Source organism: Aeromonas sp. 84A, from assembly GCF_051919345.1.
GTDB lineage: Bacteria > Pseudomonadota > Gammaproteobacteria > Enterobacterales > Aeromonadaceae > Aeromonas > Aeromonas veronii.
The window spans coordinates 268,864-288,633 of record NZ_JBQBEW010000001.1 but is presented as its reverse complement, the minus strand read 5'-3'; the positions used below and the strand labels follow the sequence as shown (position 1 = coordinate 288,633).

16 protein-coding genes and 1 riboswitch are annotated in these 19,770 nt (G+C 59.5%); of the genes, 11 read left to right on the top strand and 5 right to left on the bottom strand.

Features of this window, described 5'->3' with window-relative positions; genetic code table 11:
• Window positions 1–50: 50 nt before the first annotated feature.
• Window positions 51–136: riboswitch (cyclic di-GMP riboswitch) on the bottom strand.
• Window positions 137–573: 437 nt separating this feature from the next.
• Window positions 574–2,616 (top strand): oligopeptidase A, encoded by a 2,043-nt coding sequence (gene prlC, locus ACTG20_RS01375; RefSeq protein WP_108613498.1) that lies wholly within the window; start codon window positions 574–576, stop codon window positions 2,614–2,616.
• Window positions 2,617–2,823: 207 nt separating this feature from the next.
• Complete coding sequence (locus ACTG20_RS01370) at window positions 2,824–5,370, top strand: putative bifunctional diguanylate cyclase/phosphodiesterase (protein WP_194494572.1); 2,547 nt, start codon at window positions 2,824–2,826, stop codon at window positions 5,368–5,370.
• A 6-nt stretch (window positions 5,371–5,376) separates the two neighbouring features.
• Here the strand turns inward: ACTG20_RS01370 and ACTG20_RS01365 are convergent, their stop codons facing one another.
• Entirely contained in the window at window positions 5,377–6,117 is a 741-nt protein-coding gene (locus ACTG20_RS01365) for a substrate-binding periplasmic protein (RefSeq protein ID WP_150390054.1), read from the bottom strand.
• Window positions 6,118–6,193: 76 nt separating this feature from the next.
• Here ACTG20_RS01365 and ACTG20_RS01360 point away from each other — a divergent pair, with 76 nt between their 5' ends.
• A complete protein-coding gene (locus ACTG20_RS01360) occupies window positions 6,194–6,943 on the top strand; it encodes a class I SAM-dependent methyltransferase (RefSeq protein ID WP_005355887.1) in 750 nt (249 codons plus the stop codon).
• Window positions 6,944–7,014: 71 nt separating this feature from the next.
• Here the strand turns inward: ACTG20_RS01360 and ACTG20_RS01355 are convergent, their stop codons facing one another.
• Genes ACTG20_RS01355 through rhlB form a run of 3 tightly spaced genes read right to left on the bottom strand, consistent with a single transcriptional unit; the run spans window position 7,015 to window position 10,091 of the window.
• A complete protein-coding gene (locus ACTG20_RS01355; protein WP_194494573.1) occupies window positions 7,015–7,269 on the bottom strand; it encodes a Rho-binding antiterminator in 255 nt (84 codons plus the stop codon).
• Between the two features lie 30 nt (window positions 7,270–7,299).
• Entirely contained in the window at window positions 7,300–8,790 is a 1,491-nt protein-coding gene (gppA, locus tag ACTG20_RS01350) for a guanosine-5'-triphosphate,3'-diphosphate diphosphatase (RefSeq protein ID WP_005355894.1), read from the bottom strand.
• Window positions 8,791–8,801: 11 nt separating this feature from the next.
• Window positions 8,802–10,091, bottom strand: coding sequence for an ATP-dependent RNA helicase RhlB (gene rhlB, locus ACTG20_RS01345; protein ID WP_139444416.1), 1,290 nt, complete (start codon window positions 10,089–10,091; stop codon window positions 8,802–8,804).
• Window positions 10,092–10,204: 113 nt separating this feature from the next.
• On the opposite strand from rhlB, the gene trxA reads away from it, so the two are divergent.
• The 7 genes from trxA to ACTG20_RS01310 all read left to right on the top strand — a co-directional run bounded on the left by trxA (window position 10,205) and on the right by ACTG20_RS01310 (window position 16,683).
• The gene (gene trxA, locus ACTG20_RS01340; protein ID WP_005339416.1) at window positions 10,205–10,531 is read left to right on the top strand and encodes a thioredoxin TrxA; all 327 of its coding nucleotides are present in this window, start codon (window positions 10,205–10,207) and stop codon (window positions 10,529–10,531) included.
• Window positions 10,532–10,735: 204 nt separating this feature from the next.
• Complete coding sequence (rho, locus tag ACTG20_RS01335) at window positions 10,736–12,001, top strand: transcription termination factor Rho (protein ID WP_005339417.1); 1,266 nt, start codon at window positions 10,736–10,738, stop codon at window positions 11,999–12,001.
• Window positions 12,002–12,109: 108 nt separating this feature from the next.
• Window positions 12,110–13,102, top strand: a complete 993-nt coding sequence (locus ACTG20_RS01330) for a hypothetical protein (protein WP_194494574.1) — start codon at window positions 12,110–12,112, stop codon at window positions 13,100–13,102.
• 33 nt (window positions 13,103–13,135) lie between these two features.
• Window positions 13,136–14,605, top strand: coding sequence for a 4-hydroxy-3-polyprenylbenzoate decarboxylase (ubiD, locus tag ACTG20_RS01325; RefSeq protein WP_005357294.1), 1,470 nt, complete (start codon window positions 13,136–13,138; stop codon window positions 14,603–14,605).
• 146 nt (window positions 14,606–14,751) lie between these two features.
• Window positions 14,752–15,450, top strand: coding sequence for an NAD(P)H-flavin reductase (gene fre / locus ACTG20_RS01320; RefSeq protein ID WP_005339423.1), 699 nt, complete (start codon window positions 14,752–14,754; stop codon window positions 15,448–15,450).
• A gap of 16 nt (window positions 15,451–15,466) precedes the next feature.
• Window positions 15,467–15,598, top strand: coding sequence for a hypothetical protein (locus ACTG20_RS01315; RefSeq protein ID WP_257124013.1), 132 nt, complete (start codon window positions 15,467–15,469; stop codon window positions 15,596–15,598).
• 71 nt (window positions 15,599–15,669) lie between these two features.
• Complete coding sequence (locus tag ACTG20_RS01310; protein WP_194494575.1) at window positions 15,670–16,683, top strand: GGDEF domain-containing protein; 1,014 nt, start codon at window positions 15,670–15,672, stop codon at window positions 16,681–16,683.
• A gap of 54 nt (window positions 16,684–16,737) precedes the next feature.
• Here the strand turns inward: ACTG20_RS01310 and ubiK are convergent, their stop codons facing one another.
• A complete protein-coding gene (gene ubiK / locus ACTG20_RS01305; protein WP_005339429.1) occupies window positions 16,738–16,995 on the bottom strand; it encodes a ubiquinone biosynthesis accessory factor UbiK in 258 nt (85 codons plus the stop codon).
• A 300-nt stretch (window positions 16,996–17,295) separates the two neighbouring features.
• Here ubiK and ACTG20_RS01300 point away from each other — a divergent pair, with 300 nt between their 5' ends.
• Window positions 17,296–19,740: a VolA/Pla-1 family phospholipase gene (locus tag ACTG20_RS01300; RefSeq protein ID WP_194494576.1), complete on the top strand. Its 2,445-nt coding sequence runs from the start codon at window positions 17,296–17,298 to the stop codon at window positions 19,738–19,740.
• Window positions 19,741–19,770 lie beyond the last annotated feature (30 nt).

Sequence of the window (19,770 nt, the reverse complement as noted above, 5' to 3'; positions counted from 1 at the left end):
CGTCTCTCCGTACGGTGCAAATGGGGCGTCGGTTGTGACCGGACGTCCCCGGGGGCAGCCCCGCTGTCATAGGTGTTTTCCCTTAGACCGGTGGCTTTGCGTCGCGCCCTTTCGGGTCACTTTGCCTTTTTCACCCGATTTCTGTGCAGCACAGAGAATCAAGTGACCTGCATGGCAGGTTGCCTATGATAGATGCTTGAAAATAAATTAATCAATAGTTGGTTTTGATTCTAATTTACTGAAAAATATTGATAATTTGTTACAGTTACCACATTTTGTCCGTTTCCATGATTGAGCATGACGGTACTTGGCTGGCAGCTGTGGCGCCGGTAAATGGCGACTTTTTGCCCCTTGAAAGTAGCGGTAAGAGCCAAAAAAGGCCCACAGATTCATTCTGTTACTGGCTGTTGATAGCAAAACTGCAGCAACGGCAGAGATCCGGGTCGCAATGGCTGGAAAAGTACAGGGTTGCGGCGGATTCCCGCTTGATTATTGCGTGGCTTGGCCACATGTTAGAAAGCCATACAGAGCTGCTAAAGCGGTCTGTTCAAGACCAAACAAGAGGTAACCGGGATGAATAACCCTTTGCTGACAATGGATTCACTGCCCCCTTTCAGCCAGATCAAGCCGGAGCAGGTTCAGCCTGCCGTGATTCAGGCGATTGCTGACTGCAAGCAGAAGATCAGCGATGTGCTGGCCCAGCGTGATCCCCATACCTGGGATAGCCTGATTGCCCCGCTGGAAGAGGTAAATGACCGTCTGTCACGGATCTGGTCACCGGTCAGCCACCTCAACTCCGTACTCAACAGCGAAGCGCTGCGCGAGGCCCATGATGCCTGCCTGCCGCTGCTCTCCGAATTCCAGACCTATGTCGGTCAGCATGAAGGGCTCTATCAGGCCTATCTGGCCCTCTCCCAGAGCGATGATTTCCCGCTGCTGAGCGGCGCCCAGCGCAAGGAGATCCAGAATACCCTGCGTGACTTCCGCCTCTCCGGCATCGGTCTGCCTGCCGAGGCGCAGCAGCGCTACGGCGAAATTCAGGCCCGCCTCTCCGAGCTGGCCTCCCGTTTCAGCAACAACGTGCTGGATGCCACCCAGGGCTGGCACAAGCTGGTGGCCGATGAAGCCGAGCTGGCCGGTCTGCCCGACAGCGTGCGTGCCGCTGCCCGTCAGATGGCTGAACTTAAAGGCAAAGAGGGGTGGCTGTTCACGCTGGATATCCCCTCTTATCTGCCGGTGATGATGTATGCCGACAACCGCGAGCTGCGCGCCGAGATGTATGAGGCCTTCACCACCCGCGCCTCCGATCAGGGCCCCAATGCGGGCAAGTGGGACAACTCCGCCATCATGAGCGAGCTGCTCACCCTGCGCCGCGAACTGGCTCAGTTGCTGGGGTTCGCCAACTATGCCGAGCTCTCCCTGGCCACCAAGATGGCGGACAAGACCGAACAGGTGGTGAGCTTCCTCACCGATCTGGCGGCCAAATCCCTGCCGCAAGGCAAGGCCGAGCTGGAGGAGATCCGCGCCTTCGCCGCCGAGCAGCATGGTCAGAGCGAGCTGGCAGCCTGGGATCTCGCCTACTACGCCGAGAAGCTCAAGCAGCACAAGTTCTCCATCTCCGATGAGCAGCTGCGCCCCTACTTCCCCGCCAGCAAGGTGGTGAAGGGGCTGTTCGAGGTGGTGAAGCGGGTGTTCGGCATGAAGGTGCGCGAGCGTCTCGGCATCGACACCTGGCACCCTGATGTGCGTTTCTACGACATCTTCGATGCCGACGACGAGCTGCGCGGCAGCTTCTACCTCGACCTCTACGCCCGCGAGCACAAGCAAGGCGGGGCCTGGATGGATGTCTGTCTGGGTCGTCGCTACCGTCAGGATGGCTCGCTGCAAAAGCCGGTGGCCTACCTGACTTGCAACTTCAACGGCCCGGTGGATGGCAAGCCAGCGCTGTTCACCCACAACGAAGTGGTCACCCTGTTCCATGAGTTTGGCCACGGCATCCACCACATGCTGACCCGCATCGATGTGGCCGGTGTCGCCGGTATCAACGGCGTGGCCTGGGATGCGGTAGAGCTGCCGAGCCAGTTCCTCGAGAACTGGTGCTGGGAGTCCGAGGCGCTGGCCTTTATCTCCGGCCACTACGAGACCGGCGAGCCGCTGCCTGCCGAGCTGCTGGAGAAGATGCTGACCGCCCGCAACTTCCAGGCTGCGATGCAGATGCTGCGCCAGCTGGAGTTCGCCCTGTTCGACTTCCGTCTCCATCAGGAGTTTGATCCGGCCAATCCGGCACAGCTCCCGGCGCTGCTGGATGAGGTGCGCAGTCAGGTAGCAGTGATGACGCCGCCAGCGTTCAACCGCTTCCAGCACAGCTTCTCCCACATCTTTGCGGGCGGCTATGCGGCGGGCTACTACAGCTACAAGTGGGCCGAGGTGCTCTCTGCCGATGCCTTCTCCCGCTTCGAGGAGGAGGGGATCTTCAACCCGGCGACCGGCCAATCCTTCCTGAAGAATATTCTGGAGAAGGGTGGCTCGAAGGAGCCGATGGAGCTGTTCCGAGCCTTCCGTGGTCGTGAGCCCAAGGTGGATGCGCTGTTGCGACACAGCGGGATCGCTGCCTGAGATTCCTGACCCGCCGCCTGTGTGAGCTTCAAGCAGGTACACTGTTTTGCGGCATAGTGGGATCAAGTCGTGATTTCTGCGACAAAAAGGGACCTTTTGGTCCCTTTTTTCAAGGCTTTTTAATATCTTGCTGATTGCATATTTGCACTGCTCACAGCTCTTCAGTAGAGTCGTGTTCTAACCTTCAAGGAGAGAAAGCCACTTGCCATGAGGCGAGCACTCGATTCCGTCTATCAAATCATCTCCAGTCTGGCTCATTCGAGCGGCCAGGGATATTTCGATACCTTTGTGAGTGAAATCGCCGCTGCTGTGATGGCTGATGTCGTCCTGATCGCCAGCAGGGAATCAAATGCTTCCCATCTTACGGTTCAGGCTGCCCATCCCTCCTCTCTTGACCCCGATACCCTGACGCTGCCAATCACTGATTCTCCCGATGCCATTACCTGGCAGGAGGGGGAAGCCTGGTTCAGCGATCGTCTGTTGCAGCTGTTCCCCGCGATGCCGCTTGCCGATGCGTGGCAAGCCCAGGCCTACGCCGGGATCGCCCTCAAGGATGCGGATGGCGAGACCATAGGCATCTGCTGCCTGCTCTATCGTCAGCCGCAGGCCAATATGACCAAGGTGATGGGGCTGCTCCGGTTGCTGGGGCCGCTGGCCGGTCGCGAACTGGCGCTGATGCTGCAACGCCAGCTGCCGCAACTCTTGCCTGATACCCCTCATGTGCTGCAGAGCATGCTGTTTCAGGCCCCGGTGGGGATCGGCAAGCTCGATCTCACCAGCCGCATTCTCTGGGCCAATCCGGCTATCGAGAAGATGTTGGGATATCCCCTCGACGAGCTGCTTCATCGCTCCATCTCCGACATCAATCACCCGGAGGATTGGCAGCGCAGCCTTGAGTGCTACGAAGAGATCCGGCGCGGCGAGCGCAGCAGTTTCACCCAGGAGAAGCGCTACTTCTGCAAGGGGGGCGAGATCCTGTGGGGGCGGGTAACTGTCACCCTGATCCGCGACGAGCAGCAGCAGCCGGACTACCTGATGGTGCTGCTGGAGAATATCGATCCCCTCAAGCGTCATGCGGAGCAGCTCAAGCTCTCTCACCGGGTCTACGACAACCTCTCCGAAGCGATTCTGGTGTGCGATGCCGACAGCCGCATCATCTCGGTCAACCCGGCCTTCGAGCAGATCACCGGCTACAGCAGCGACGAGGTGCGGGGCCAACGTCCCAGCATGCTCAAGTCCGGGCTGCACGACCAGACCTTCTATGCTGACATGTACCATGCGCTGGAGCGGGTGGGGGTGTGGCGTGGCGAGGTGTGGAACAAGCGCAAGAACGGCAAGCTCTATCCGCAGCAGCTGATGATCAGCACCCTGCGCGAAGCTGGCAAAATTCAGCAATATATCGCCATTTTCAGCGATCTTTCTCAGACAAAAGTGGCCGAGCAGAAGATTGCGACCCAGGCCAACTACGACAACCTCACCAGCCTGCCCAACCGCTGGCTGTTTGGCCGCTGCCTCACCCGCTTCTGCGAGCGGGGAGAGCGCTTCGCGCTCATGGTGCTCGACCTCAACAACTTCAAGGCGGTCAATAACAGCATGGATCACCATGCTGGCGATGCCCTGCTGCGGGAGGTCTCGGATCGACTGGTGAGCCGGGTGCGCACCGAAGATCTGGTGGCCCGTATCGGTGGCGACGAGTTCGCGTTCCTGGTGCCCGGCATCGTCACCCGCCGTCAGGCCGAGGTGTTTGCCAAGCAGGTGATCGGCAGTTTCGCCCGGCCCTTTATGCTGGCCAACCAGCATCTCTATGTGACCGCGACCATCGGCATGACCCTCTGCCCGGTCGATGGCAGCGAGAGCGACGAGTTGCTGCGCAACGCCGAACAGGCGCTGTTTGCGGCCAAGCGGCAGGGACGGTTGCTCGGTGCCTACTGCTCATCCATGCGGGAAGAGGTGCGCCAGCGCCACCAGATGCAACAGGATCTGGCCGAAGCGATCAAGCTGGAGCAGCTGACCATGGCCTACCAGCCGATCTGGGACAATCGCAGCGGACGGGTCGCCAAGCTGGAGGCGCTGGTGCGCTGGTATCACCCCCACTGGGGACAGGTATCCCCTGCCGAGTTTATTCCGCTGGCGGAAGAGGCGGGATTGATTCAGGGGCTGGGTGCGCTGGTATTGTGGCAATCGTGCCGGGATCTGGCGCGGTTGCAGCAATCCGGCTTCCCTGATCTGCAGATGTCGATCAATCGTTCCACCATGGAGTTCCAGACCATCGACCCCGAGGCGAGTGAGTGGCTCAAGGTGATCCAGCATTTCGGACTCGATCCTGCCGACATCGTCATCGAAATCACCGAATCTCTGCTGATGGAGAGCAGCGATCAGCACAGAGTGCGGATCGATGCCCTGCGCGAGGCGGGCTGCAAGCTGGCCATCGACGATTTCGGTACCGGCTACTCGGCCCTCAACTATCTGCGCACCTTCCCGGTCGATCTGGTCAAGATCGACCGCTCCTTCGTGCGCCATATCCCCTTCAATGAGCAGGATCGGATGCTGCTCGACGGCATCATCAACATAGTGCACAACCTCGGCATGCAGGTGGTGATCGAGGGGGTAGAGACCCGCGAGCAGCTCAACTTCCTCTGCCAGAAAGGGTGCGCCTTCACTCAGGGTTATCTGCTCAGCCGCCCGCTGGCCTATGACGATCTCACCGAATATCTGCAGCTCAATGACAAAGGGATGTTTCTGCAGATCAGCTAGTGGCGCTTACTCCTTCGATGTCATCTGTTCCTGTTTGGTTTTCAATGTCCGGTAATCCTCGCCGAGATAGCGCAAATAGATGCGATCCAGTACTCCCTCATCCTGCATCTGTTGCAGCGCCTTGTTGTAGGCAGGCAGCAGGTCAGCCTTCTGTTTGCCAAAACAGAGGTAGAGCGGCGTCGAATCGATAAAGGGGGTGAGGGCGCGGATCCTGACGTCCTGCTCCCTCGACAGAATGGGGGCAGAGAAGTAGTCCAGGATGATCATATCGACCCGGCTCTTTTCCAGCATCAGTAGCAGCTGTTTGTCGGAGTGAACCTTGATGGGCTCCCAGCCGGTGAAGTTCCTGATCTTGGCCGTGTAGTCATACCCCCTGACAATTCCTACTTTCAGCCCCTTGGCCATCTCCCACGAGAAGTTCTGTAACGGACTGTCGGTACGCACATAGGCGGCCAGAGGATAGAAGGCGGTGGCAAGGTCAGAGTGATAGCAACCGGGGAGAGGGGCATTGTCGAGAATGCCATCCGCCAGCTGGGTGCTGACATACTGCTCGCAGCGCCCCCAAGGCAGTTCAAGCAGGGTGAGGTTCATGCCAAGGCGGCGCGCCACCTCTTGATGGATCTCCACCGAAATGCCCTCTTTCAGGTTGCCCTGTTCGGCATAGGAAAAGGGAGGCCAGTCTACGCCGCAGACCTTCAGGTTTGTGCCGCTCTGGGCGGCGAGGAGCAGGGCAATGAACAGGTTCATGGGATTTCCTCCCTACAGCGACTTGAAGGGGCTGTGGTACACTCGGTTCACTGAACTTAGAACGCATCCAAAGACCATGCAAATCCTCCTCGAAGACCCCGCCAAGGCCGCGCAGGCAGACGCGCTGGCCAGCCAGCTTGCCCAGCTCGACCTTCCCCAGTTTGCCCTGGTGTTTACCCCGGAACGGTTGGAACTGCGCAAGCTGGACGAGCCCAAGCTGGGAGCCGTCTATGTGGACTTCGTGGAAGGGGCGGTGGCGCATCGTCGCAAGTTTGGTGGTGGTCGCGGCCAGTCCATCGCCAAGGCGGTGGGGCTCAAGGCCGGTGCCACACCGACCGTGGTGGATGCCACTGCCGGTCTGGGGCGCGACGCCTTCGTGCTCGCCTCTCTCGGTTGCAAGGTGACCCTGATCGAACGCAGCCCCGTGGTGGCCGCTCTGTTGCAGGATGGGCTGGCGCGGGCGGCACAGGATCCCGAGATTGGCCCCTGGGTCAGTGAGCGGATGCACCTGCTGCAAGGCCCGGCGGTGGACAATCTGCTGGCGCTGCCGGAGCGGCCCGAGGTGATCTACCTCGACCCCATGTTCCCCCACAAGCAGAAGTCGGCGCTGGTGAAAAAGGAGATGCGGGTGTTCCAGTCGCTGGTGGGTCCGGATCTCGATGCGGATGCCTTGTTGCCTGCCGCGCTCAAGATGGCGAACAAGCGGGTGGTGGTGAAACGCCCCGACTACGCCGGCTGGCTCAACGAACAGAAGCCCAGCATGGCTATCGAGACCAAGAGCAACCGCTTCGATGTCTATGTGATGGCGGCGCTGGCGGCGAGTTAACGGTCGGTGCGAGTTGCGGATGCAAAAAAGGAGGGCCTACGTCATGTTGGCCCTCCTTTTTCGTATTGGATTCAGTTGGTTGGCGCGAAGCGGATCAGCTTCTCTTCCCCTTGCCAGTTCAGGCGCAAGGTTGCCAGTTCTGCCAGACTGAGCCGCTCGCCACTGTGCAGCAGCAGATACTCGACCCCTTCGCTGGCTTCGATAGTGCTGATCTTGTCATCCCATTGGCGATCATCGCGGCTGGTGAGGGTTACCGGCAGTTGCCAGCTGGCAGCAATTTCGAGCCAGTCGTAGAGATCGCAGCTGATGGGTTGATAATCCGGCATGATCGGCTCCAAAACAGGCTAGTTACTGAGTCAGGCTTCCTGTACGCGGGTCGGCCAGCCCATCTTTTGCTGGCGTTCCACTTCAAAGCGCAGCTCGCTGGCACGCAGGTAGTGTTCATCCATCCAGCCCTTGGGCAGTGTCAGGGTCAGTGACTCCTCTTCTGCCTGCAGGGTGAAGCTGGGCACTGTGCCCTGAGTACGGCGCATGCAGAGGATCAGCGCGATGCGCAGGATACGGGCCAGCCGGATCGCCTGACGACCGGTGACTGCACCCTGTTTCTCCAGTGGTTCCAGCTTGAATTCGTCCCGCTGGTTGAACAGCAGGGCCGACAACAGCTTCTTTTGCGCAGGGGTAAAGCCCGGCATGTCGATGTTGTCGATGATGTAGGCGGCGTGTTGCGGCGCCTTCTTGTACTCGATACAGAGGCCAATCTCGTGCAGCAGGGCGGCATAACGCAAGATCGGGCGACCGTAGCGTTTGGAGAGTCGCCAGGCCGGTTGCAGCTGGTTGAACGCCTCGACGGCGGTATCGCGCACCCGTTCGGCGTGCTCTTTATCCAGCTGATAGCGGCTGATCAGGCTGTCGGCGGTACGATCCCGGGCATCACAGTCGTGATTGTTGCCCAGCAGACCGTAGATCAGTCCTTCACGCAGGGCGCCACCCGCGAGGGTCATGCTCTCGATATCGAGGGTTTCGAAGATGGCAATCAGGATGGCGAGGCCGGAGGGGAACACGGTCAGCCGCTCGGCCGCCAGCCCTTCCAGCTGTAGTCTGTCCAGCTTGCCACAGGCGATGGCCTGACCCATCAGCTCCTGCAACTTCGGCAGGGTGACCCGCTCGCTCTTCCCTTGCGCCAGCATGATCTCTTGCAGCGCCTGTACCGTGCCGGAGGCGCCAACGCAGGTGCGCCAGCCGAGGGCGCGGTAATCTTCCGCCACCTTCTCCAGCACCGCCTTGGCGGCGGCAATCGCCTGCTCGAAACGGGCTTCGGAGAGCTCGCCATCACCGAAGTGATTGTTGAGCCAGGTGACACAGCCCATGTGCAGGCTGTTGAGCAGTTTTGCTTCGCTATGTTCGCCGATCACCAGTTCGGTACTGGCACCGCCGATGTCGATCACCAGCCGGTTGCCTTCCCCGGCAGAGGTCCAGGAGACCCCTTCATAGATGGTCTTGGCCTCTTCCTCGCCCGAGATGATCTCGATGCTGTGGTTGAGTACCCGTTCCGCTTCGCTGAGGAACTCGTCGACGTTGGTGGCAAGCCGCAAGGTTGCGGTGCCCACCACCCGGATATTGTCGGCCGGAATGTCCTGCAACTGTTCGGAGAAGAGACGCAAACAGTCCCAGCCCCGCTCCATGGCGGCACGGCTGAGACGAAATTCCGGATCGAGCCCGGCGGCAAGGCGAACCTTGCGCTTGACCTTGGCGACGGTGCGCAGGGCACCGGCGACCTCGCGCACCACCAGCATATGAAAGCTGTTGGAGCCGAGGTCGATAGCGGCATAGAGAGGCGAGTTGTGCAACGGGCCTGTCCTTAGCTCTTGCGCGGCGGACGACGACGGTTGTTGCTGTTGCCACCGCCCTGACGATCCCGCATGTTGCGGTTCACCGGCTGACGGTTGCGGAACACCCGTTTCGGCGGGGTCACGTCATCCAGCAGCGCTTCACGGTCGTACTTGCTGACCGGAATGGCGTGGTGGATGTACTCCTCGATGGCCGGCAGATTGAAGGCATAGTCTTCACAGGCCAGGCTGATGGAGTGACCGCTCTTGCCGGCACGACCGGTACGACCGATACGGTGTACATAGTCTTCGGCGTCGTCGGGCAGGTCATAGTTGAAGACGTGGGTCACGTCAGGGATGTGCAGACCACGGGCGGCCACGTCGGTGGCGACCAGAATATCGAGCGCACCCTTGGTGAAATCCTCGAGGATCTTCATCCGCTTTTTCTGCGGCACATCACCGGTCAGCAGACCGACGCGGTGGCCGTCATTCTCCAGCCAGGCATGGACGTCTTCACAGACGTGCTTGGTGTTGGCGAAGACGATCGCTTTTTCCGGCCACTCCTCTTCCATCAGGGAGAGCAGCAGCAACATCTTGTCTTCATTGGAGGGGTAGAACAGCTCCTCCTTGATCCGCACGCCGGTCATCTGCTCCGGCTCTACCTGCACATGTTCCGGGTGGTTCATGTGTTCGTAGGCCAACTCCTGCACACGCAGGGAGAGGGTGGCGGAGAAAAGCATGCTCAGACGCTCGGTCGCGGGCGGCATGCGGCGAAACAGGAAGCGGATGTCCTTGATGAAGCCCAGATCGAACATGCGATCCGCTTCGTCCAGAACCACGACCTGAATGTTGCCGAGATCGATCACCTTGGACTTGAAGTAGTCGATGATGCGGCCGGTGGTGCCGATCAGGATGTCGACGCCCTGCTCCAGCACGGCCAGCTGCTTGTCGTAACCTTCGCCACCGTAGGCGAGGCCGAGTTTCAGGCCGGTAGAAGCGGCGATGCTGTCGGCATCGTTATAGATCTGTACTGCCAGTTCCCGGGTGGGTGCCATGATGATGGCTCTGGGTTGATTAACCAGACGGGGCTTAGTCAGCGGGTGAGTCAGCAAATAGTTGAATGTCGCGGCCAGGAAGGCAATGGTCTTGCCGGTTCCTGTCTGGGCCTGACCGGCGAGGTCATGACCTTCTACCAGCAGTGGCAGAGACAGTGCCTGGATGGGCGTGCAATAGTGAAATCCCTTTGATTCCAGACCAGCCAGAACTTCGGGTTCGAGGCCCATTTGGGCGAATTTGTCGGTCGTTAAGTGTGTTTTGCTCATGGCGGTAGGTTATCAGGTTAGGCTTGCAATAATAAACAGGATCATTTCAAATAGGGCAACTATTGCCTTTGTTGATATGTCAATAAAGCCTTAATTACTGACTGGAGTTGGAGATGAGTGACAAGATTGTTCAGCTGAGCGATGCCAGCTTCGAGGCAGATGTAATCAAAGCCGATGGCGCCGTTCTGGTCGACTTCTGGGCCGAGTGGTGTGGTCCGTGCAAGATGATTGCCCCGATCCTGGAAGAAGTTGCCCAAGAGTACGAAGGTCGCGTGACCGTAGCCAAACTGAACATCGACCATAACTCTGATACTCCGCCCAAGTACGGCATTCGTGGTATCCCGACCCTCTTGCTGTTCAAGAATGGCGAAGTGGCAGCGACCAAGGTCGGTGCACTGTCCAAGACTCAGCTGAAAGAGTTCCTGGACGGCAACCTGTAATAATTAAAGAGGAGCGCATTGCAATAATGCGCTCCTTGTGTTTTATCACCTAGACGCTCATCCCGATTGGTGCTAGTTTATCGCTCGTTTGCTAACCTTTTTGCCTGACTCTTTGCTAACCACAGCCTGGCAATCAAATCCGATCAGCATCAATCCAGCAGACTGTCTCCTCATTTCAATCCTTGCTTACAGACTTTCACCACTATGAATCTGACTGAATTAAAGAACACTCCTGTGTCCGAGCTGGTCAAGCTTGGCGAATCCATGGGGTTGGAAAATCTGGCTCGGGCGCACAAGAAAGATATTATTTTTGCAATCCTCAAGGCGCACGCCAAGGGTGGTGAAGATATCTTTGGCGACGGTGTGCTGGAAATCCTGACCGATGGTTTCGGCTTCCTGCGCAGTGCAGACGGCTCCTATCTGGCAGGCCCTGACGATATCTACGTCTCCCCGAGCCAGATCCGCCGTTTCAACCTGCGTACCGGCGATACCATCTCCGGCAAGATCCGGCCACCGAAAGAGGGCGAACGCTACTTCGCACTGCTCAAGGTCAACGAGGTCAACTACGACCGCCCGGAAAACTCCCGCAACAAGATCCTGTTTGAAAACCTTACCCCCCTGCATGCCAACGAACGTCTGCGTATGGAACGGGGTAACGGCTCTACCGAAGATATCACCGCCCGTGTACTGGACCTGGCTTCCCCCATCGGTAAAGGCCAGCGTGGCCTGATCGTGGCGCCGCCCAAGGCCGGTAAGACCATGCTGCTGCAGAACATCGCCCAGAGCATCGCCTACAACCACCCGGACTGTGAACTGATCGTTCTGCTGATCGACGAGCGTCCGGAAGAAGTGACCGAGATGCAGCGGATGGTGAAAGGTGAAGTGATCGCTTCCACCTTTGACGAACCTGCTTCCCGTCACGTTCAGGTTGCCGAAATGGTGATCGAGAAGGCCAAGCGTCTGGTCGAGCACAAGAAAGACGTAGTGATCCTGCTGGACTCCATCACCCGTCTGGCCCGTGCCTACAACACCGTTATCCCGTCATCCGGCAAGGTACTGACCGGTGGTGTGGACGCCAACGCCCTGCACCGTCCCAAGCGCTTCTTCGGCGCCGCGCGTAATGTTGAAGAGGGCGGCAGCCTGACCATCATCGCCACCGCGCTGATCGATACCGGTTCCAAGATGGATGAGGTTATCTACGAAGAGTTCAAGGGTACCGGCAACATGGAACTGCACCTCTCGCGCAAGATTGCCGAGAAGCGTGTCTACCCGGCTATCGACATCACCCGCTCAGGCACCCGTAAAGAAGAGCTGCTCACCTCAGGTGACGAGCTGCAGAAGATGTGGATCCTGCGCAAGATTGTCCACCCGATGGGCGAGATCGACGGTATCGAATTCCTCATCGACAAGCTGGCGATGACCAAGACCAACGACGAGTTCTTTGACGCCATGCGGCGCCAGCAGAAGTAAGTCCGGTCAGAAAATGACGAAACCGCGGCCCTGGTCGCGGTTTTTGTTTATCTGTTTTCCGGTCGCCCTAGTAGTATGAGATCCCGATGTCACATGGATGGAGACGTCATGAAGCCTGTTTTCTGGTTATTGCTGGGGTTGCTGAGTGCAATGCCAGCCTGCGCGCAAAGTGCACAGGTCGCGGTGGCAGCCGAGACGTTGCAGACTCACCAGCGCTATCTGGCGGGCCGTCTGCAGGAGGGGCAATTTGCAGCCATCGACTCCCTGTTGGCGACCCTGAGTCGCGAGCGGCGGGAGTTCCTGCTGTTGCAGCTGCTGCGGGATATTCCAGCTACCACCCCTGCATCCCCTGCGTTGCAACAATGGGTCGAGGCTCAGGCCGACAAGGCCCCCGAGTGGCTCATGGAGCAGCAGGTCGACGGTTTTCTGGTGCAGCAACCTGTCTATGATTTTGCCGCGCAGGCCCGTCAGTTGCTGGGGGAGTGGCAGCTGCAATCACTGATGCAGCGCTATCGGCAGCAGCTTGCCCAGGGCAGCTTCCAGCTAAAGTCCATCTACTACAGCAGTAACCCCGATCTCGCCATGCAGCAGCAAGCCCTGTTGCTGGCCCTCGATACCTTGCCGCAACCGATCTGGATGCGGGAGGCGCAAGCGCTGGCCAGCCAGAATATCTATCTGCCCGACAATCATCTGTTGTTCCATCTGTTGCAGCGCACCGGGGAACCGGCGCTCTATAGCATGCTGTGGCGGCGGCCGGCAGATCAGGATGCGCTGCGTGCACTCTCTACCATCAACCGCTTCCATCACGGCAGTGCTGCCAGCGATCTGCTGATTGCCGCCAGTGGCAACGAGGGATTGAAGGGGGCCGCCCTGCGTCAGCTGAGCGCGCTCTCCCCCTTGCCGCCGCAGGCCCAAAAATACCTGCTGGCGGAACTCTCCAACCGTCAATACGGGGCGCTGGTGGCCGGTCTGTTGATGGAGGTGGACGAGCCCCAGCTGCTCTCTGCGCTAGCCAGACGCCTCGGCCAGCGTGACATGCCACCCATTGCACCGAGTCTGCTACCCGATTCGGGTACACCCGATGGGCAGCCAGGGTTATAATGCGTGACCTCCTGAACCCGGTTGGGAACTTGCATGAAATACAAGGATTTGCGTGATTTCATCGCGCAGCTGGAACAAAACGGACAACTCAAGCGCATCACCCGCGAGATAGATCCCTATCTGGAGATGACCGAGATCAGCGATCGCACCCTGCGTGCGGGTGGCCCGGCTCTGCTGTTCGAAAATCCCAAAGGCTACACCATGCCGGTGCTGACCAACCTGTTCGGTACCCCGGATCGGGTTGCCATGGGCATGGGCCAGCCCGATGTGGGCGCTCTGCGTCAGGTCGGGGTCTGGCTCTCCTATCTCAAGGAGCCCGAGCCGCCCAAGGGATTCAAGGAGCTGATGGAGAAGCTGCCGATCTTCAAGCAGGTGCTCAACATGCCGACCAAGCGCCTCTCTTCCGCCCCCTGCCAGCAGGTGGTGCAGGAGGGAGAGGCGGTCGATCTCGACCAGATCCCGATCCAGCACTGCTGGCCCGGCGATGTGGCGCCGCTGGTCACCTGGGGCCTCACCATCACCCGCGGCCCCTACAAGAAGCGCCAGAACCTCGGCATCTATCGCCAGCAGAAGATCGCCAAAAACAAGCTGATCATGCGCTGGCTGGATCACCGTGGCGGTGCCATCGATTTTCGCGAGTGGCAGGAGGCCCATCCCGGTGAGCGATTCCCGGTGGTGGTGGCGCTCGGTGCCGATCCGGCGACCATTCTCGGCGCGGTGACGCCGGTGCCGGATACTCTCTCCGAATATGCCTTTGCCGGTCTGCTGCGCGGCAGCCGTACCGAAGTGATCAAGGCCATCAGCTGCGATTTGGAGGTACCCGCCAGCGCCGAGATTGTGCTGGAAGGGTATCTGGAGCCGGGTGAGATGGCGCCGGAAGGCCCCTATGGCGACCACACCGGTTACTACAACGAGGTGGACGAGTTCCCAGTCTTCACCATCACCCACATCACCAAGCGGCGCGATGCCATCTATCACAGCACCTACACCGGCCGTCCGCCCGATGAACCGGCGGTGCTGGGTCTGGCGCTGAACGAGGTGTTCGTGCCGCTGCTGCAGAAGCAGTTTCCCGAGATTGTGGACTTCTATCTGCCGCCGGAGGGGTGCTCCTACCGGATGGCGGTGGTGACCATCAAGAAGCGTTACCCGGGCCACGCCAAGCGGGTGATGCTGGGGGTCTGGTCCTTCCTGCGCCAGTTCATGTACACCAAGTTCGTGGTGGTGTGTGACGACGACGTCAACGCCCGCGACTGGAAGGATGTGATCTGGGCCATCACCACCCGGATGGACCCGGCACGGGACACCACCTTGATCGAGCACACCCCGATCGACTATCTGGACTTCGCCTCGCCGGTCTCCGGCCTCGGCTCCAAAATGGGGCTGGATGCCACCAACAAGTGGCCGGGCGAGACCAATCGGGAGTGGGGTCAGCCCATAGTTCAGGATGAGGCGGTGAAGCAGAAGGTCGATGCCATCTGGGATGAGCTCAATATCCTCGGATGAGGCAAACATGACAGCTTTGCTGCAAAAAGTGATGCGATCCGCACTGATTTGAGTATTCTCGACTGACGGGGCCAGGGCTGCTGGTCGTCACTCCATAGTGAAACAATGAGCGAAGCGGGCCGAGCGAGCCCGCCACAAGGACAAGAATGCAACGTATCAAATGCCGCGTAGAGGAACTGCGCGAATATGTCGACACCATCTGGCATGTGGCCCTGACGCCGCAGCAAGCGATCAGCTTCAAGCCGGGCCAGTATCTGCTGGTGGTGATGAGCGATTCGGACAAGCGCCCCTTCTCCATCGCCAACTCGCCGACCCGCCCGGGCGTGCTGGAGCTGCAAATTGGTGCCACTCCCGAGAACGCCTACGCCGGTCAGGTGCTGGCCCGCATGCGCGAGCAGGGGGAGATCGAGGTCGAATTGCCGGCTGGCAAGGCGTTCCTGCGCGATGAATCCCCCCGTCCGCTGATCCTGATGGCGGGCGGCACCGGTTTCTCTTACGCCCGCTCCATTTTGGAGTACCTGATCGACACGGGCAGCAAGCGCCCGGTGTTCTTCTACTGGGGTGTGCGTCAGGCTCACTGGCTCTATGAGCTGGAGCAGATGCAGCAGTGGGAGCGTGACTATGCGCCGCTCACCTTTATCCCGGTGGTGCAGGAGCCTGAGGCTGACTGGACCGGCAAGAGCGGGCTGGTGCACAAGGCGATCATGGATGACTTCGTCAGCCTCCACGACTACGACATCTATGTCGCCGGCCGTTTCGAGATGGCGGGGGCCGCGCGTGAGGAGTTCAAGATCCTCGGCGCCGAGCCGGAGCGCATCTTCGGTGACGCCTACGAATTTATCTGACGGGATCCCCGCTTGGATGACGCAGCCCCCGGTTTTGCCGGGGGCTTTTGTTTTTGTGGCTGCCGCAGTACCTGATCGTACCGAATGGTTGGATTATCGCGGCGTTATCCCATTATTTTTCAATATTTTGGCTATGAATGGCTACTAATCGAGCCTAGCTGATGGCATCTTTGTGGAGGATTGACAAGAGCATCCATAGAGCAAGCACAAGGAGGCGCAGTGTTGAGTGAAGAGGGCAGGGCTTCTGCGGAGGATGACAGGGGAGAGACCGGCTCTATCGAGCGGGTCGCAACGCTGATCCCGTCCCCTCATGGCGGTGAAATGGCCCGTTTGCAGGCAGAGATCGCTTCTTTGCAGCATGAAAACGGCCTGTTGCAGGAGAAGCTCAATGCCGCCCTCGATGGCACCGGCATCTGTCTCTGGCAGGGCACCATTCCCACCGGCGAGCTGCGGGTCTTCAATCTGCAGAACTTTCAGGCCGGTGACATGGCCCCTCATTTCGATCAGTGGAGCGCCAAGCTCCATCCCGACGATCGCGCCCATGCCATGGGCAACTACTTTGCTCACCTTGAGGGCAAAACCCCCTTCTACGAAGCCGAATACCGCACCATCAGCCCGGCCGGGGAGATCACCTGGCTGTGGGATCGGGGCCGGGTCGTTGATCGGGATGGCGATGGCAAGCCGCTGCGGATCATGGGCTCCCATATCGATATCACCCAGCGCAAGGCTTATGAGCAGCGATTGGCGGAGCGTGCCAACAGCGACGCGCTGACCGGCTTGCTCAACCGGCAGGGGTTTGGCAAGGCGTTTGCCCAGCTGCAGCCGCAAGGAGCGGGGGCGCTGCTCTTTATCGATCTGGATGATTTCAAGGGGATCAACGACCAGCTGGGCCACGCCTGCGGCGATCTGGTGTTGCAGCAGATGGCGGACTGGCTGCGCCTTATTATGCCTGGCTCGGCGCTATGTGGCCGTTACGGCGGCGACGAGTTTGTGGTGCATCTGCACCGGGATGTGTCGAGCCATGGCCTGGCGCAACTGGCTGACGCCCTGATCAGCCGGATGCACGGCTATGTGCCCAAACCCGGTTGCCCGCAACGGGTGGGGCTGAGTATCGGCATCGCCCTGTGGGAGGAGGAGCCATTGAGCTTCCGGCAGGCATTGGAGGTGGCCGACCGTGCCATGTATGAGGCCAAGGCACGCGGCAAGCGGGCCTGGTATCTGCTTCAGGTGTGATGCTTTTTACAGGTTCAATTCAAAGCAAAAACCCCAGCCGAGCTGGGGTTTTCGTTATTCGCCTTTGGCGCCGAGCTGCTGCTCGAGCTGAGCCAGCTTGCTTTCGAGGGCGGCCAGTTTTTCACGGGTACGCAGCAGCACCTTGGTCTGCACGTCGAACTCTTCGCGGCTGACCAGATCCAGCTTGCCCAGCTGGGCTTGCAGTACCTGACGCATCTTCTTCTCGGCCTCTTCACCCATGCTGCGAATGCCGGGCGGCAGGGAGTTGTGCACCTGCTTGGCGATCTCTTCCAGTTTCTTCGGGTCGATCATGATGTCCTCCTTAAGCGTTGGCGGACATTCTACCGACAATTCCCTCACTTTACCGAGATCGCGGCGGCTTTTTAGTCGTGATGGTGCCTGCTGGCTGGTCGGGTCTGGTGATGGGGCTACAACTGCTACCCTTGCGCCCCTTTGTTAACCTGAAACCATGACATGCACCACAAAGCTGAGCCAGAACTGTCCGGCATGAGTCTTATTTGGTGTTGGTTTTATGTTAACGTTTTGCAGTCGAGGTCGTGATGACCCCGTTGGCTTGTGATGGATAACAACCTTATAAAAAGAGAATAAAAAATGAAGAAGAAGCTAATTTATGCAGCTGTTGTCAGCGCCCTGCTGGCCGGATGTGGTGGAGATGATAACAAGGGAGACACCACCAGCTCCCTCGACTACGTCCTGAGTGGTGCCAACGGGGTGCGCCCGAGCGTGCTGGCCCCCCGTGCCAGCGACGGTACCCTGAAGTTTTCGACAGAAACGGCTGATCTGTCGAACCCAGTATCTGCCCTCTCCACCCTGGATGGCTGGTCAACCACCCAACCCGTCCAGCTGGTACCGGCGACCGTGACCGGTGTCTCAGTGCCGGCACCGGCGGCCAGCGAGTATACTTCTGCCGTTGCGCCCCTCTACCTGCTCGAGCTCACGCTGGATCCGGTCACTCTGCAACCCAACGGAGTCAAGGGCGGCAAGCCACTGGTTTATGGGACCGACTTTGTGGTCACTGGCGGGGACGGCAAGCTCAATCTGGTTCCGCTCAAGCCGCTCAATCCCTCTTCTTACTACATGATCGTGGCGACCGATGCCCTCAAGGACAGTCGTGGTACACCGCTCAAGGCGGGCGGCGATTACAGCAGCTTCAAATCGACAGCTGGCGCAACTACTCAGGAGCAGACCATCAACGGCCTGATCTCGCTGCAGGAAGGTCTGTTCAAAGCGGCCACCGGGATCACCAGCGATCGGGTGATCTTCTCCGACTGGTTTGCCACCCAATCTGGTGCCGATGTGCTGCTGGCAGTGAAAAGTGCCGCTGCTTCGGTGCTGAAGAGCCCGAGCCTGGACGCCGCGGTGCTGTGGAAACAGGATGCCAAGGGCAACACCAGCCTGCCAGCAACCTATACCATTAACGGTCTTAATGGCGGGGTGGATTTTCTGACCCAGCTGGCAAATGAGCCATTCTTGCCGCAGGATCAGAAAGATGCACTGACAGCCGCCTTTGGTGTTGGTACGCCGCTTAACGGGGTTGCCCAGCTAACCAAGGTGTATACCGGTACCGTCAAACTCCCTTACTTCCTCTCTACCCCGGCGATAGCCGGCTCCTGGGACAAGGCCAAGACCCAATCCTGGCACGGCGCCATTCCAAGCCTCTATGCCATCGCCAACGCGCTGAAAGCGGGCGATAGCGAGGTGATCGGTGGACTGGTCGGGGCGGGCGTGGACCCGGCATTGCTGGGTGAGCTGATCGCCGACCCGAGCCGTCAGAGTGAACTGCTGACCGAGGCAAGCAAGCTGATCGGGGTGACTCTCACCTCCGGTGGCAAGCCGCTGGATGCCGAGCGCAATATCGGCCGTTTCAACCCGTTGCCGACCCTGAGCGAAGTACAATCGGTACCGCTGCGGATCTTCGCACCGACGACCAACTTGAGCACTGTCACTGATGTGATCATCTATCAGCACGGCGTCACCTCCATCAAGGAGAACGCCTATGCGCTGGCGCTGGGCCAGATAGGTGCCGGGTTAGACCCATCAGTGAACAAGGTGGTTGCTGTGGTGGTGATCGATCACCCGCTGCACGGCGAACGTGGCTACGGCCTGAGCGGCAGCATGGATACCGTCACCACCTCCGAGAACCCGACTCCCTACCTGAATCTGGGCTATCTGACGGTGGCGCGGGACAACCTGAAGCAGAGCGTGGCCGATCTGCTTGGCCTTCGCCTGGCTGTCGGTCTGGCCAATACCCAGGGATTGGGTGGCCAATTGGGTGGTGCCGGTCTGAAAGTTCACTTCCTCGGTCACTCACTCGGTGCCATTACCGGGGCCAATCTGCTGGCTGTCGCCAATCAGACCACCGGCAGTGCTCAGGCTGATGCCCTGTTCAAGTTCGATACCGGTGGTCTGGCGATGCCGGGTGGCGGCATCGCGCCGCTGTTGCTCAACTCGCCGAGCTTCGGGCCGACCATCAAGATGAGCGTGCTTACCTCGGGCAGTCCGGCGCTGAAAGCGGGCTTTACCGCCTATGCACCGAATTGCAAAACGGCTGCCGCCACTTGCTTCGTCAACGAGTTCCTGCCCAGTCTGGATGCGGCCACGCAGGCGGGTGCGGCGAGCACCTTGCAGAGCTATACCTTTGCCGCCCAGTCAGTGCTGGACTCTGCGGATCCGATCAATCTGGGCAGTGGCGTCGCCAAGAGCTTCCCGCTGTTCGCCACCGAAATTGTGGGTGATGGCGCCCTCAATCTGCCGGATCAGGTGATCCCCAACAGCATCGCCTCTGCACCGTTGGGTGGCACCGAGCCGCTGTTCCGGGTGCTGGGTTTGCAAGAGCTGAAGGGGTCCGGCGTGCTCCCGGCGGGTCACCATGCTGCGCGCTTCCTGAAAGGGGGCCATAGCTCGCTGCTGGCTCCTGACGAGAACTTCGATCAGGCTGGCGCGGTCACCACCGAGATCCAGACCCAGTTCGCCAGCTTCTTTATGAGTGGCGGTGCGGCGGTCAAGGTGACTGACGACACCCTGATCAAGCAGTAACTGCCCATCGCGTAAAAAAACGCCGCCCTT

What these genes read in the sequence shown, in the direction of transcription:
- prlC (WP_108613498.1), top strand. Translation starts at nt 574, where the DNA reads ATGAATAACCCTTTGCTGACAATGGATTCACTGCCCCCTTTCAGCCAG.
- ACTG20_RS01355 (WP_194494573.1), bottom strand. Translation starts at nt 7,269, where the DNA reads ATGCCGGATTATCAACCCATCAGCTGCGATCTCTACGACTGGCTCGAA.
- ACTG20_RS01360 (WP_005355887.1), top strand. Translation starts at nt 6,194, where the DNA reads ATGCAAATCCTCCTCGAAGACCCCGCCAAGGCCGCGCAGGCAGACGCG.
- trxA (WP_005339416.1), top strand. Translation starts at nt 10,205, where the DNA reads ATGAGTGACAAGATTGTTCAGCTGAGCGATGCCAGCTTCGAGGCAGAT.
- rhlB (WP_139444416.1), bottom strand. Translation starts at nt 10,091, where the DNA reads ATGAGCAAAACACACTTAACGACCGACAAATTCGCCCAAATGGGCCTC.
- ubiK (WP_005339429.1), bottom strand. Translation starts at nt 16,995, where the DNA reads ATGATCGACCCGAAGAAACTGGAAGAGATCGCCAAGCAGGTGCACAAC.
- fre (WP_005339423.1), top strand. Translation starts at nt 14,752, where the DNA reads ATGCAACGTATCAAATGCCGCGTAGAGGAACTGCGCGAATATGTCGAC.
- ACTG20_RS01370 (WP_194494572.1), top strand. Translation starts at nt 2,824, where the DNA reads ATGAGGCGAGCACTCGATTCCGTCTATCAAATCATCTCCAGTCTGGCT.
- ACTG20_RS01330 (WP_194494574.1), top strand. Translation starts at nt 12,110, where the DNA reads ATGAAGCCTGTTTTCTGGTTATTGCTGGGGTTGCTGAGTGCAATGCCA.
- ubiD (WP_005357294.1), top strand. Translation starts at nt 13,136, where the DNA reads ATGAAATACAAGGATTTGCGTGATTTCATCGCGCAGCTGGAACAAAAC.
- ACTG20_RS01300 (WP_194494576.1), top strand. Translation starts at nt 17,296, where the DNA reads ATGAAGAAGAAGCTAATTTATGCAGCTGTTGTCAGCGCCCTGCTGGCC.
- ACTG20_RS01315 (WP_257124013.1), top strand. Translation starts at nt 15,467, where the DNA reads ATGACGCAGCCCCCGGTTTTGCCGGGGGCTTTTGTTTTTGTGGCTGCC.
- rho (WP_005339417.1), top strand. Translation starts at nt 10,736, where the DNA reads ATGAATCTGACTGAATTAAAGAACACTCCTGTGTCCGAGCTGGTCAAG.
- ACTG20_RS01365 (WP_150390054.1), bottom strand. Translation starts at nt 6,117, where the DNA reads ATGAACCTGTTCATTGCCCTGCTCCTCGCCGCCCAGAGCGGCACAAAC.